The 14,145-nt window shown below is 61.6% G+C and carries 10 protein-coding genes; 6 read left to right on the forward strand and 4 right to left on the reverse strand.

Annotated features, from left to right (window positions below):
• The first annotated feature begins 5 nt into the window (after positions 1-5).
• The 3 genes from hemB (at position 6) to AS189_RS06640 (ending at position 3,005) form a co-directional block, all read left to right on the forward strand.
• Positions 6-986, forward strand: a complete 981-nt coding sequence (gene hemB, locus AS189_RS06630) for a porphobilinogen synthase (RefSeq protein WP_062286850.1) — start codon at positions 6-8, stop codon at positions 984-986.
• Positions 987-1,027: 41 nt separating this feature from the next.
• Positions 1,028-2,347, forward strand: a complete 1,320-nt coding sequence (gene hemL / locus AS189_RS06635; protein ID WP_062286851.1) for a glutamate-1-semialdehyde 2,1-aminomutase — start codon at positions 1,028-1,030, stop codon at positions 2,345-2,347.
• 109 nt (positions 2,348-2,456) lie between these two features.
• Positions 2,457-3,005, forward strand: a complete 549-nt coding sequence (locus AS189_RS06640) for an MOSC domain-containing protein (RefSeq protein WP_062286852.1) — start codon at positions 2,457-2,459, stop codon at positions 3,003-3,005.
• A gap of 83 nt (positions 3,006-3,088) precedes the next feature.
• On the opposite strand, the gene AS189_RS06645 is transcribed toward AS189_RS06640, so the two are convergent.
• The 4 genes from AS189_RS06645 to AS189_RS06660 form a co-directional block, all read right to left on the reverse strand.
• Entirely contained in the window at positions 3,089-3,826 is a 738-nt protein-coding gene (locus AS189_RS06645) for an amino acid ABC transporter ATP-binding protein (RefSeq protein WP_062286853.1), read from the reverse strand.
• 2 nt (positions 3,827-3,828) lie between these two features.
• The gene (locus AS189_RS20460; RefSeq protein ID WP_062286854.1) at positions 3,829-4,587 is read right to left on the reverse strand and encodes an amino acid ABC transporter permease; all 759 of its coding nucleotides are present in this window, start codon (positions 4,585-4,587) and stop codon (positions 3,829-3,831) included.
• Positions 4,588-4,590: 3 nt separating this feature from the next.
• The gene (locus AS189_RS20465) at positions 4,591-5,526 is read right to left on the reverse strand and encodes a substrate-binding periplasmic protein (protein ID WP_062286855.1); all 936 of its coding nucleotides are present in this window, start codon (positions 5,524-5,526) and stop codon (positions 4,591-4,593) included.
• Positions 5,527-5,862: 336 nt separating this feature from the next.
• Positions 5,863-6,549, reverse strand: a complete 687-nt coding sequence (locus tag AS189_RS06660) for a 3'-5' exonuclease (protein WP_062286856.1) — start codon at positions 6,547-6,549, stop codon at positions 5,863-5,865.
• A gap of 87 nt (positions 6,550-6,636) precedes the next feature.
• On the opposite strand from AS189_RS06660, the gene AS189_RS06665 reads away from it, so the two are divergent.
• Genes AS189_RS06665 through AS189_RS06675 form a run of 3 tightly spaced genes read left to right on the forward strand, consistent with a single transcriptional unit; the run spans position 6,637 to position 14,095 of the window.
• The gene (locus AS189_RS06665; RefSeq protein ID WP_082634120.1) at positions 6,637-7,125 is read left to right on the forward strand and encodes an MGMT family protein; all 489 of its coding nucleotides are present in this window, start codon (positions 6,637-6,639) and stop codon (positions 7,123-7,125) included.
• The gene (locus tag AS189_RS06670) at positions 7,122-10,613 is read left to right on the forward strand and encodes an ATP-dependent helicase (protein ID WP_082634121.1); all 3,492 of its coding nucleotides are present in this window, start codon (positions 7,122-7,124) and stop codon (positions 10,611-10,613) included. The genes AS189_RS06665 and AS189_RS06670 overlap by 4 nt, the downstream gene beginning before the upstream one ends.
• Complete coding sequence (locus AS189_RS06675) at positions 10,610-14,095, forward strand: ATP-dependent helicase (protein ID WP_062286857.1); 3,486 nt, start codon at positions 10,610-10,612, stop codon at positions 14,093-14,095. The genes AS189_RS06670 and AS189_RS06675 overlap by 4 nt, the downstream gene beginning before the upstream one ends.
• Positions 14,096-14,145 lie beyond the last annotated feature (50 nt).

Genomic DNA, 14,145 nt, shown 5'->3' on the forward strand with positions numbered 1-14,145 from the left:
TCATCATGAGTTTCCCCCAGCAACGCCCCCGCCGCATGCGCACCACCCCCGCCATGCGACGGCTGGTCAGCGAATACTCCGTGGCGCCGGCGGATCTGATCCTGCCGGTGTTCATCCGCGAGGACCTCACCGAACCTAAACCCATCAGCTCAATGCCGGGGGTAGTGCAGCATACGACGGCGTCGCTCGTTGCGGCCGCGCGTGAGGCCGTGACGCTGGGGCTTGGCGGCATCATGCTGTTCGGCATTCCGGCCGAACGCGATGCCACGGGAACGGCCGGCACCGATCCCTTCGGTGTGCTGAACAAGGCCATCAGGGATGTACGCGCCGCCGTGGGCGATGACCTCGTGATCATGAGCGATCTCTGCCTAGACGAATTTACAGATCACGGACACTGCGGCGTGCTGGACGCTGCCGGACAGGTGGACAACGATGCCACCTTGGAGATTTACGCCCAGATGGCTGTTGCTCAGGCCGCGGCTGGAGCACACGTGGTGGCGCCGTCGGGCATGATGGACGGTCAGGTTGCTGTTATTCGCGAAGCGCTGGATGCAGCGGCTTTCACCAACGTGTCAGTGCTGGCCTACGCCGCCAAGTACGCCTCAGCGTTCTACGGCCCGTTCCGCGAAGCCGTTGATTCCCAGCTTGACGGTGACCGCCGCACCTACCAAATGGATCCAGGTAACCGCACCGAAGCCCTCCACGAAGTAGAGCTGGATCTGGCCGAGGGTGCCGATATCATCATGGTCAAGCCGGCCATGAGTTACCTGGACATTCTGGCCGACGTGGCAGCGATGAGCCCCGTGCCCGTGGCTGCTTACCAAATCTCCGGCGAGTACGCCATGATCGAGGCAGCGGCAGCAAACGGCTGGATCAACCGCCGGGGCGCCATCGAGGAATCGGTGCTGAGTATCAAGCGGGCCGGTGCCACCATGATCCTCACCTACTGGGCGGCCGAACTGGCCGGCTGGCTGCGCGAAAACTAACTCTTCCCTCCTTTCCAGACCCCCTGAGCCAAGGATTTTTCATGACCTCCTCGCAGGAACTTTTTGACCGCGCCAAGACCCTCATGCCCGGTGGGGTGAACTCGCCCGTGCGTGCATTTGGCTCCGTGGGCGGTACGCCGCGCTTCATGGTCAATGCCAAGGGCGCCTACCTCACCGACGCAGACGGCCGCGAATACGTGGATCTGGTGTGCTCTTGGGGTCCGGCACTGTTGGGCCACTCGCACCCGGATGTGCTGGCAGCAGTTCATGCCGCTGTGGACCACGGACTGAGCTTCGGCGCCTCCACCCCGGCCGAAAGCGAACTGGCCGCCTTGGTCCAGGGGCGAGTCTCCGGCGTCGAGCGTCTGCGCATGGTGTCCACTGGCACTGAGGCAACCATGACGGCCGTGCGCCTGGCCCGCGGCTTCACCGGCCGGGACCTGATCATCAAGTTTGCCGGTTGCTACCACGGCCACCTTGACTCGTTGCTGGCTGCAGCAGGGTCGGGGCTGGCCACCTTGGCGCTGCCCGGTTCAGCCGGTGTCACTGCTGCTACAGCTGCCGAAACATTGGTGCTGCCGTACAACGATCTGGACGCCGTCGAGGCTGCTTTTGCCGCGCATGGTGACCGGATTGCTGCCGTCATCACGGAAGCTGCTCCGGCCAACATGGGGGTTGTGACACCGGGGGAGGGCTTCAACGCCGGCCTTTCGCGCATCACCACTGCTCATGGTGCGCTGTTGATCCTGGATGAGGTTCTCACCGGATTCCGTGTTGGTGCGGCAGGCTATTGGGGCTTAACCGGCGGCTCTGCTGATTCCGCCGAGCGCTGGACCCCGGATCTGTTCACCTTCGGCAAGGTCATTGGCGGCGGGTTGCCCACTGCAGCACTGGGTGGCCGCGCTGAGATCATGGACTATCTGGCTCCGCTGGGCCCGGTTTACCAGGCAGGCACGTTGTCCGGAAACCCTGTGGCCATGGCTGCCGGTGTGGCCACGCTGACCGCTGCCACTTCTGCCGTCTACGCCACCGTGGATGCCCGCTCCCTGGAACTCTCAGCAGCACTGTCCTCGGCATTGTCCGCCGAAGGTGTTGACCACTCGATCCAGCGTGCCGGCAGCCTGTTCTCGGTAGCGTTCGGCACCTCGGCATCCGGCGTTCACAACTACGACGACGCGCAGGCTCAGGATGTGTTCCGCTACGCGCCGTTCTTCCACTCCATGCTCGACTCAGGTGTGTACCTGCCGCCGAGCGTCTTCGAGGCTTGGTTCCTGTCCGCCGCACACGATGACGCTGCCATGAATCGCATCTTCGCGGCGCTGCCGGCCGCGGCGAAGGCAGCTGCAGCCGCTACCGCCTAGTTTTTGTGCAGAAATGCCGCCGCTCCCGCCTATTGCCGCCAGTAGACCCTGCGGCAATATGCGGGAGCGGCGGCATTTTTCATTTCTGTGGGGCGTCTAGACTGACCGGATGAACACCAATGCGCAGGTTTCAGCCGTCCATCTCGACACCTCTCATCGCTTCAGCAAAGAATCCGTGGAGGAGATTGAGCTCGAGGCGGGGCTGGGTGTGGCCGGCGATGCCCACCGCGGCGTCACTGTCCAGCACCTCTCACGCGTCAGGGCAGATCCCACCGCTCCGAATCTGCGCCAAGTGCACTTGATCCAGCAGGAACTCTTCGAATGGTTGGAACCCAGAGGGTTCAGTGTTGCTCCCGGGGAACTAGGGGAGAACATCACCACCCGAGGCGTTGACCTGTTGAAACTTCCGCGCGGTACCCTGCTGCACCTTGGTGAGCACGCGGTGGTCGAGCTGACAGGCTTACGTAATCCCTGCTCTCAGATCGAAGACTTCCGCCCTGGCTTGCTCAAAGAACTCGTTGGCCACGACGATGGCGGCACTGTGGTTCGCCGGGCCGGCGTCATGGGAGTGGTCCGCACCGGCGGCGCCATCCGCCCAGATGAGCCGATCGTCGTCGTACTTCCGGAGGGACCGCACGAGGCGTTGGAGCGCGTTTAGCCTTAAATGCCGCCGCTCCTGCGTATTGCCGCCATTAGAACGGCGGCAATACGCAGGAGCGGCGGCATTTTCGCCCTTGGGTGTTACAAGACGTCCGAGAGGAAGCCCTTCAAACGGTCCGTCTTCGGCTCGGTGAACAGCTGATCCGGCGAACCGGTCTCAACCACCACGCCGCCATCCATGAAGGTGACGGTGTCGGAGACGTTGCGCGAGAAGCCCATCTCGTGGGTCACCACAACCATGGTCATGCCGCCCTTGGACAGATCGGTCATGAGCGCCAGAACGCCCTTGACCAGCTCCGGGTCCAGTGCGGAGGTAGCCTCATCGAAGAACATGACCTCGGGCTCCATGGCCAACGCGCGGGCAATCGCCACACGCTGCTGCTGGCCTCCGGAGAGGTTCCCGGGGCGGGCATCAGCCTTGTGCTTCAGGCCCACCAGATCAAGTTGTTCCATGGCCTTGGCATGTGCCTGATCCTTGGGCATCTTGCGAATCTTGCTCAGCGCCAGAGAAACGTTCGCCACCACAGTCTTGTGCGGGAACAAGTTGAACTGCTGGAACACCATGCCAATACGACGGCGGAGCTCGTCCGGGTTGTCCTGCAGGACGGATTTGCCGTCGAGGAGAATGTCACCCTGATCGGGTTCAATCAACCGGTTCATGACGCGCAACAGCGTTGACTTGCCTGAACCTGAGGGACCAATGACCGAGGCCGTAGTGCCCTGCGGTACGTGCAGGTCAATGCCACGCAGTACCTTGTTGGTGCCGAAGGCAAGGTGGATATTTGTAGCTTCCAGAGAACCTGAATTAAAGTCGCTCATATTTAGGCGCCCTTTCCAACAACAGCAGCAGCCTCGTCGGGTTCAATTTTGACCGGCTTGCCATCACGCATGCGCTTGTCCATAAAGTTCACCAGATGAGTGAGCGGGATGGTCAAGCACAGGTAAAACAGTCCCGCAGCCACCAGAGGCGACAGGTTACCGGTATTGGCAGCCTGGTCCTGGCCGATCTGAAAGATTTCCCGCTGGCTGGCCAGTAGACCAAGTGTAAAGATCAGGGACGATTCCTTGATCAGGCCGATCAGCTGGTTCACCAGGGCCGGCAGTACGCGCCGGATGCCTTGCGGGATGACGACGAGGATCATGGATGAGTTGTAGCTGAATCCCAATGCCCTGGAAGCCTCGAGCTGACCTTTTTCTACGCTTTGAATGCCTGACCGGAAGATCTCGCCAATGTAAGCCGCAGCCATCAGAGTCAGTGCTGCGATGCCCAACGGGTAGGGATTGGTGCTGCCGGTCAGGATTCGCACGATGGGGCCAAAACCGAGGCCGATGAGCAGGATGACCAGGATGGCGGGCAGGCCACGGAAAACATCCGTGTAGACGCGGGCGATCCAGCGGGGAATCGGGTTCCTGGAGATGCCCATGACGGCCAAGATCATGCCGAGGATACAGCCGAGAACTCCGGAGCAAATGGCAAGAATTAGAGTATTCGCCAATCCGACCGCAAACATCTCGGGGATTACTTGCCCCATTGCCTCCCAGTCGAGAAACGTCTTGGCCAGCTGATCGAGAACTTCCATCAACTATCCTTTCGGAACCGTTACAGCCTTGGACCCGGGGGTCCAGTCTGTGGGCATTTCGCGGGTGGGGTACCACTCTTTGGTCAGCTTGGACCAGGTGCCATCGGCAATAACTGAATCCAGAGCTGAGTTCAGCGCATCGGTCAAGGGCTTGTTTGAGGAGTTTACGGCGTAGGCCGTGAAGTTCTGGGTGTTGACAACGCTCTCAACGATCGTGGCGCCGTCTCCGGGCTTGACCTGGCCTTCGGCCTGCTGTGAAGGAGCAACCCAAGCGTCAATCTGGCCGTTCTTCAGGTTTGCGTAGGCAATGTTGTAGTCCTTGAAGCGGACCGGCTCCAGCTTCAGGGTGTTGGTGACGTAGTCATCCTGGACGGTGCCTTGAACCACGCCAATGCGGGTCTTAGCGGTCAGGTCCTTGAAGCCCTTGATGGGAGTCTTGTCCATGGCAACAACGGCCATGTAGCCAAAGTCGTAACCGTTGGTGAAGCCAACGTTCTTTCGGCGGGCGTCCGTGGTGGAGATCGAGGAGGATCCGACGTCGAACTGCTTGTTCTCAACCTGGCCCAACAGTGAAGCGAAGGATGTTGACTTGAACTCGACCTTCAAGCCCAATTTTTCACCCATTGCGCGCAGCAGCTCATTATCGTAACCGGTGAACTTGCCGTCCTTGATGAAAATGTTCGGCGGGGCATCGGAGAGGGTGCCAACCGTGATGGTGCCGGGGGTGATGAGACCCAGGGCAGCAGCATCAATCTTATCCAACGGAGTGACATCCGCGGTGGTGTACTTGTCCAGTGAGACCTGGTCGCTACCGGCGAGGGCGTCTGTGGGGCCAGCGCTGCTGCTTGCATCCGTGCCGCCGCCGCATGCTGCGAGGGAGAAGGCCAGAGCAAGGGCGACCGGAACGGTCGTGATCCACTTCAGGGCAGATTTCTTCATCAAACATTCACTTTCATTGCAGGTGCCCAGCTCGAAGGACTGATCGGGCAGGGATAAGCGTGGCGTGGGAGTCGGGGCAGATACTCACAGGAGCTTCTTAGCAGAACTCAACCAACGAAACTAAATTATGTCACCCCACCTGAAATTATGGCAGATGCGAACTTATGCGAAGCAAAAAGTGCGTTCAAAGAAAGAATCGGCGAGTATCGGGGCTTTCACCACGGCAGCGATCACGCTCTAGCTAGCGCAGGCGCACGACTGACGTGCAGGAAGTTCCCCAGCCCGAAGATTTTCTTTGTGATTTAGCTCATAAATGGTGACTTTTGGTGTCTAAAGTCAGGGCAGGACGGGCCAATCGCCCTCTATGACCGCAGCAGGGTCCTTGACACGGCGCAAATATGCCTGGAAATCGGCGGCCTGGTCCCGAGCCCACCCCACCTGGGCGTTGTGCAGATCCATCACATCAATACGCAGCGCGCTGTACTTGGCCGCCAGCGCATCGGCCAGCCGCAGCGTGGCTTCGGCGTCAGCAGCCGAGGTGTGGGCGTCCTTGAGATTGATCCCGTATTCCTCACACAGGGCCACCAATGTGCGGCTGCCCTTGCGGAACCGGTCCACGTTCTTATTGCAGATGAAGGGGTCAATGACCGGGGCCGCGATAATTTGGTTCAGGCTGTGGCGGCGGGCTTCATGGGCCAGGACGGTGAAGTCGTAACTGGCATTGAAGGCGATCACGGGAATGTTGTTGGCAAAGAGAGTAGCAAGAACTGCGCCCACCTCGGCCGTGACCATATCTGAGGGGCGGCCATTCTCGCGGGCATGCTCGGTGCTGATGCCGTGAATGGCAGCGGCCTCCTCCGGAATTTCTATGCCGGGATCCGCCAACCATTCGTGCGTATCCACCACGGTGCCTCCCTCATCCACCACAACGATCGAGGCCGTGACGATCCGGGCCGTGCGGGGATCCTTGCCAGTGGTTTCCAAGTCAAAGGCGGCACGGGGGTGCATATTCCAGCTAGTCATGTCACTTACGGTACCTGTTGGGATCCACATTTGAGGCCGCCGAGGCCTGTGCCACTGCTGCGCTGTGGCACAAACTACGCTGGAGCCATGCAAGAAGAGTATGTCGAGGCAGTTCTGGCGGTGGCCGAGTTGATCCCCGAGTCCAAGGTTTTGTCGTATGGGGACATTGCTGCCCTGTTGGACAGTGGCGGGCCGCGTCAGGTGGGTGCCGTCATGTCCGCCCATGGAAACGCCGTGGCGTGGTGGCGGGTGATCCGTGCCAGTGGGGATGCTCCACAAGGCCACGAGTGGCAGGCGCTGGAGCATTATCGACAAGAGTCGACGGCGTTGCGTGGCGATACCGCGGCCGCGCCAGTGCCGGGCAAGAACCCGCCGTGGCGCGTGGACATGAAAAGTGCCCGCTGGAATCCGCAGGAGGCCGAGTTTAAGCTCATTGACGCCGTTGCGGGCACCTTACATGCCGCCTCTGATTCAGACCCGGACGACACTGTTGGCTCCGTAGGCTCTGGTGACTCCGAAGACACTGTTGACTCGGGTGTCAGAATGTCAGAGCCTCGTGATGAACTGAGACTATGAGCACGCAAGCAGAGCAGGCACAGAAAGCAGAGCAAGCCGAGCAAGCAGAGCAGGCAAAGCAGCCCGAGCAGGCAGTGCGTCAGCTGCCAGCTGACGCACAGCCTGACAACACACAGCCAGACAACGCAAAGAAGGCGCAGAGTACGCCAGCGAACAAGTCCTTCCAGCCCCTGCCCCGGCTGGTGTTGGTCCAGCCCTCGCAAAGCGTCAAGACTGAGCTGGTGCTCAGTGCCGATCAGCAGGCCGTGGTGGATCTGACGCCCGGCACCGGGCCCGTTCTGCTGTGGGGTGCCCCGGGCACCGGCAAATCCACCGTGCTGATCGAGGCGGCTGTCGAACGGATGGAGCACCACGGCGTTGATCCAGGCGGCGCCCTCCTGCTGGCCCCTTCCCGGCTGGCTGCCGCCAAGCTTCGTGACGGCTTCAGCGCTCGGCTCACGAGAAGCATCAGCACCTCCCCGGCCAGGACCTGGTCCTCCTATGCCTTTGACCTGTTGCGACGGGCCACCGTGGCGGGCCGGATGCCGCACCTAGACGGCCCACCACGGCTCATGAGCGGTCCCGAACAGGACTTGATTATCAAGGACCTGCTGGCCGGTCACAAGATGGGCTTGGGCACGGACCCGCAGTGGCCCGACGAGTTGTCCGAGGCCTTGGAAACCCGCGGCTTCCGTCAGGAAATCCGTCAACTCTTTGACCGCGTCATTGAATACGGACTCCTCCCCGAGGAATTGGCCCAGCTGGGTATTGCCAACCGCCGCCCCGATTGGGTGGCCGCAGCATCGCTGTACTCCGAATACCGGGATGTGGTGGATTGGGGCAAGTCAGGCTCCTTTGACCCGGCAGGGATCATCACTGCAGCCACCACGCTCCTGCAACTCGACGCGGAATTCCTGGCCGCCGAACGCAGCCGGCTGGAACTGATTGTGGTTGACGATATTCAAGAAGCCAACAGATCTGTCCATGAACTGCTGCAGTTGGTGGGCCGGGGTAAGGACATTCTGGTGGCTGCCGCCCCGGACGTCGTAGTTCAAGGTTTCCGTGGCGCCCGCCCAGACATGGTGGCGTCCTTGGCTCAGTCGCTGGGTACTGAGGAATTTCCCTTGCAACAGTTTGTGCTCTCCACCTCGCACCGGATGAGTCCCGCCGTTGCGGGGGCGTGGTCGGGGGTGGCCGAGAGGATTTTCCAGATCCGTGGCGGGCAGAAGGCTCGCGAACTTGTGTGGCCGGAACCGGCTAGCCAAGGTGGGGTGGAAGCAGCAGCCGGGGACCCGGCGTCGTACGTCAGGGCCCATGTGGTGGCCTCAGAGGTCCATGAATTGCGCTTGGTGGCGGAGCGGATCCTGCACCTGCAGCACATTGAGAAGCACAGCCTGGATCAGATCGCCGTGATTGTCCGGACGGGTTCGGCACTGGCTGCACTGCAAAGGTATTTGAGCGGGCTAGGCATCGCCGTGAAGGTGCCTGTGGCGGAGAACCCTGTCCGCGACGAGCCCGCCGTCCGTCCCTTGTTGGAGGCCTTCGGGGTGGCTCTTGATCCTGGGAAGCTCGACGCCGAGGCTTGCGTGGCGCTGTTAACGTCCCGTTTGGGCCGGTCAACGGCACTGCAATTGCGCCGCCTGCGTCAGGCGCTGCGGCAACAGGAACTGCAGGGCGGGGGAGGCCGGGCCAGCGACGAACTGCTCGTTGAGGCGTTATTGAACCCGGAAAAGTTGGCACCGTTGGGCTGGGAGGCAGGCAATGCCACGCGTATTGCTGCAATGTTGGCTGCCGGGAATGACGCGGTAGCCCAGCCCGGCGCCAATGCGGAGACGGTCCTGTGGGCGTTGTGGGAGGCCTGCGACAGCTCCGGAACGTGGGAAACCCAAGCGTTGCGGGGCGGGCCCACGGGTATCCGCGCCGACAGGGACTTGGACGCCGTCATGGCGTTGTTCCAGACGGCCGAACGGTATGTGGATCAGCTGCCCGGATCGAGCCCGCAGCAGTTCCTTGATTATTTGCTGAGCCAGGAACTACCCATGGACACCTTGGCGGCGCGTGCTCAGCGGACCGACGCCGTGGAGATCCTCACCCCGGCTAGTGCTGCCGGGCGGCAATGGCAGGTGGTTATTGTCTCGGGCTTGCAGGAAGGGGTATGGCCCAATACCAGGCTGCGCGGGGAGCTGCTGGGCAGCCAGTTGCTGGTGGATGTACTGGAAAATGGAGCCGAGACGGCCCGGCAGATAGAGCCGGCCGCGCGCATTCGAGATATTCGATATGACGAGTTGCGCAGTTTTTCTGCAGCCATTTCACGGGCCGGGCAAAAGCTAATCCTGACGGCTGCAGCCGGTCACGATCTGCAGCCTTCGCAGTTCATTGACCTCGCCGCCCCGTACAAACCTGTCACTGATTCAGGTGGCGAGTCGCAGTATCCGGTGCGTCCGGTGGAGCAGGTCCCACGGCCCATGACATTGCGCTCACTGGTCTCTGAGCTGCGTCAGGAATCGGAGATGTATGCCGATCCGGAAGCCGCCAGAATGCTGGCCGTGCTTGCCCACGAAAACGTTCCCGGGGCCCATCCCGGGCAATGGTGGGGTTTGTTGCCGCTCAGTAGCGATGCGCCCATTGTGCCTGCCGGTGAACCCGTCAACGTCTCGCCGTCCAAGGTGGAAGAAGTGCTCAAATCACCGTTGAACTGGTTCATCCGGGCCGCCGGTGGGGAAGCGACCACCGATTTCGCCAGGAGCTTGGGAACACTCATTCACGCCATCGCCCAAGACATCCCGAATGGGGCAGGGCATGAGTACGTTGCTGAACTGGACAAGCGCTGGCCCACCCTGGGGCTGCCCGATTCTTGGGAAACCCAGGTGGACTACAAGCGCGCCCAAGAGATGCTGGGGAAGTTGGCGCAGTACGTGGTGGAGGCGCGCCAGCAGGGCCGCACGCTGATCGGTGTGGAAGAGGACTTCAGTGTTGAACTAGGAGAGATCCCTGCCACGGTAGCCGCACCCGCAGACAGCGAAGCTGCAACAGTTCTCGGGGATGAGCACGCAGGCACGCCCGGGCACGTGGTGCGGTTGCGCGGACAGGTAGACCGGCTCGAGGCCGACGCCAACGGCAACCTGGTGGTGGTCGATATAAAAACGGGCCGCACCAAACCCACCAAGGATCAAGTTCTGGTCCATCCGCAGTTGGGTGCTTATCAAGTGGCCGTGACAGCCGGTGGCTTTGCCGAGCTGGCAGAAGCTGCTGGCTTCTCCGGATCCGTCTCCGGGGGAGCAGCTCTGTTGCCGCTCGGTGATGGCACCAAAGGTGTCAAGACTCAAGATCAGCCGGCCATGGTGCCCGGCAGCGAGAACGATCCCACATCCAAGGTCATGGAAGCTGCGCTCCTGATGGCCCAAGCAGCATTTCCTGCCCGCCACGGCACCGACTGGTCCGAACGTAGCGGATGCCCCCTGCCAACTATTTGTCCGCTGTGCCCGGAAGGGAAACAAATCACCGAATGACACTTTTACAGCCCGTGAGCCCTTATGAATTGGCCGAACTGCTGGGCCAGTTCCCGCCTACGCCGGAACAAGCAGCCATCATTTGTTCACCCTTGGAACCGCTGCTCGTCATTGCCGGAGCAGGCTCGGGAAAGACTACCACCATGGCGGACCGCGTGGTGTGGCTAGTGGCCAACGGCTTGGTGCTGCCGGAAGAGATTCTCGGCGTCACGTTCACGCGCAAGGCAGCAGGAGAGCTGGCCTCCCGTATCCGCGGACAGCTGGCCAAGTTGGGGACGTTGGCCCGCTCCGGGGAGGTGGAGTTGGCGCCGGCCGCAGCAGCTAAGGATGCGCTGGAAGCCAAGGTTTCCACCTACCATTCCTACGCCAGCGGCATTGTCACCGACTATGGACTGCGCCTGGGGATCGAGCGTGATGCCGTGGTTCTGGGAGCGGCTGAGGCCTGGCAATTGGCCAGTGAGGTGGTGGAAGCCCACAATGGCGCTCATGAGCATTTCACGGCGGCCAAATCGACCTTGATCCAGTCCGTCATGGATCTGGCCGGGGAATGCGCTGAGCACCTGCAAGAGCCCGAGCAGGTTCAAGAGACCATTGCGTCGTATCTGGCCCGTTTCGACACCCTGCCGTACATCGCCGAGACCGCCAAGCCGCGCACCGCCGTGGTCAACAAGCAGCTGGACGTCTTGCGGACCCGCGGCTCTGTAGTGGAGCTGGTACAAAAATATGCCGAGGCCAAGCGGCGGCGCAACGTCTTGGACTACGGCGATTTGGTGGCATTGGCGGCCAAGATCGCCCAAGAAGTCCCGCACGCTGGCGAGGTCGAGCGCCAGCGGTACAAGGTGGTATTGCTGGACGAATTCCAAGACACCTCGCACGCTCAGCTGCAGCTCTTCGCTGAACTTTTCGGATCCGGCCACCCCGTCACGGCTGTGGGCGATCCCCACCAGTCCATTTATGGTTTCCGCGGGGCGTCCGCCGGGCAGCTGTTCCGCTTCCCTGAGATTTTCCTCAAGTCCGACGGCGGGTACGCACCAACTGCCGAACTCACCATCGCGTGGCGGAACTCAGCTCACATTCTTGACACCGCCAATGTCATGTCAGCAGAGCTTGCCCAAGCGCAAACGCGTAAGGCCAACGCCAAACTTGCGGCCGGTCTGACCGAGGCGGAACGGGCCGCCGCCGGCCCCCGGGTAGTGGTCTCACCCCTGCGCGAGAAACCTCAGGCTCCCGATGGGGAAGTGGTGTTGGCCCGTTTTGAGACGGAAATTGCGGAGGCTGAAGCCATCGCCGATGAGATCCTGGCCCGGAAGGGGGATTTCACGCACCGTAGTGGCACCCAAGGTGCCATGACAGTGGCAGTGCTGTGCCGCCGTCGTGCGCAATTTTCGGGGCTACAGAGCGTCTTTGAGGCTCGCGGCATCCCTTACGAAACCGTGGGACTGAGTGGGTTGTTGAGTACCCCGGAGATTGTGGACCTCGTCGCCACCTTGCGGGTGGTTGCCGATCCCGGGCGTTCTGATGCTTTGATGCGGCTGCTGACAGGTGCACGGTGGCGGATTGGGCCACTGGACCTCATGGCATTTTCGGATTGGGCACGGCATCTGGCCCGCCGTCGAGAGTGGGCTGCTAAAAACAGGGTGGGCTTCAACGCAGCAGCCTTGCGCGGTGAGCTGGAGTTAGCTGCCAGCCACGCCGCCCCTGATGACAGTGGGCACGACGGAGACAGTGCGCAGGAAATTGTGGTGACGGCAGATCTCGTTGATGCCTCATCCCTGATCGAAGCCCTGGACTATCTCAGTGCAGACTATTGGCCGGAGCAGCTACGCCCACTGTCAGAGACGGCGCGGGTCAGGTTGCTGACGCTGCGGGATGAGCTGCGCATGCTGCGCACCTTTGTGGGCGAAGACCTGAGTAATCTGCTCGGTGTGGTGGAACGGACCATGCTGCTGGACATTGAACTGGCAGCCAAACCCGGCGCCAGCATCCACCATGCCCGGCGCAACCTCGATGCCTTTGCCGATGCTGCCGCAACCTTCATGCAGGCGGCACAGCGGGTTGATTTGGATGCTTTTCTCGGGTGGCTCGAAACGGCAGAATCCGAAGAAGGCGGTCTGGAAATGACGCCGTTGGAGAGTAATCCGGATGCGGTGGCGCTGCTAACCGTCCATGCCTCCAAGGGTCTGGAATGGGACGTGGTGTTTGTTCCCGGAATGAATATGGGGGCATTTCCCAGCACACGGGCCGATCGTTGGAGCACGGGAGCGAAATCCCTGCCCTGGCCCCTGCGTGGTGACCGCGAGGATCTGCCGGAATGGGACTTGAACGTTCCGGACCTGAAGACCCTGATGGACAATGAGAAGCTGTTTGCCGCCGATGTCAGCCTGCATGGCGAGGAGGAAGAGCGGCGGCTGGCCTATGTCGCCTTCACCCGTGCCCGCGATTACCTCATGTGCTCCAGCACGGTGTGGGGCAGCGGTAAGAAACCGTTGCAACCGTCCCCTTTCATCTCTGAGCTGCTGATTCTGGCCGAAGGGGCGCGGCAGAGTGCCCGGATCTCGCTATGGTCCCCGGACCCGGAAGAGGATGCCCAGAACCCCACCAGCGCAGGTGCCGAAAGCGCGCAGTGGCCCTATGACCCACTCAACGGACCTGAAATTCAAGGCCGTCTTGGGGCCGTGAAGCGCACGGGCCGGCGTGAGCACGTGAATCGCTCGGCTGCTGCCGTCGAGGTTGCGCAGGCGGCCATTGACGCCAGTGGGTACTCCCCGGAACAGCTTTCCGCCCTTGTCGGTGGCAGCGATTTCTTGGCCAGGCATCCGCGCTGGGGGCTTGAAACCAGTGTGCTGTTGGCACAAGAACAAGTGGAGTCGGACCAACTCAGGGTGGAACTGCCACCGCACATTTCAGCCTCCCGGCTGGTAGCCCTGAGTGAAGATCCGGAGAAGGTCACCCGTGCCATGCGCCGGCCAGTGCCCACCAAACCAGGCATGGCAGCGCGCAAGGGGACGGCGTTCCACACTTGGATCGAGGAATTCTTCGGCTCCACCGGGCAGCTGGACTTTGATGAGGCTCCCGGAGCCGATTCCTACGTTGACGAGGCCTACGGACTGGCCGACATGCAAGAAACGTTCAGGAACTCGTCGTGGGCAGCCAGAGTCCCCGCCGAACTAGAGGTGCCCATCGAAACCAGGGTGGCTGACGTGGTGGTGCGTGGCCGCATTGATGCGGTCTTCAGGGATGCCGACGGCGGCTGGGACTTGATCGACTGGAAAACAGGCAAGGTTCCCGGAAAGCAGCAGTTGGCGGTCCGTGGCGTGCAGCTGGCCGTTTACCGGCTTGCGTGGTCGCGACTCAAGGAGGTGCCCTTGGATCAGGTGCGGGCAGCGTTTTATTACGTGGGTCAGGACAAGCTCATTCGGCCAGTTGATCTGGCCGGTCAGGACGAACTTGAAGCCATCGTCACGAACGCTTACTCCTCCTGAGCCGCCCGGCCTAGTTCCCAGCTGCCCAGTTCAAGAGGGGTGGCAGCTGG

The organism is Arthrobacter alpinus (assembly GCF_001445575.1).
Taxonomy (GTDB): domain Bacteria; phylum Actinomycetota; class Actinomycetes; order Actinomycetales; family Micrococcaceae; genus Specibacter; species Specibacter alpinus_C.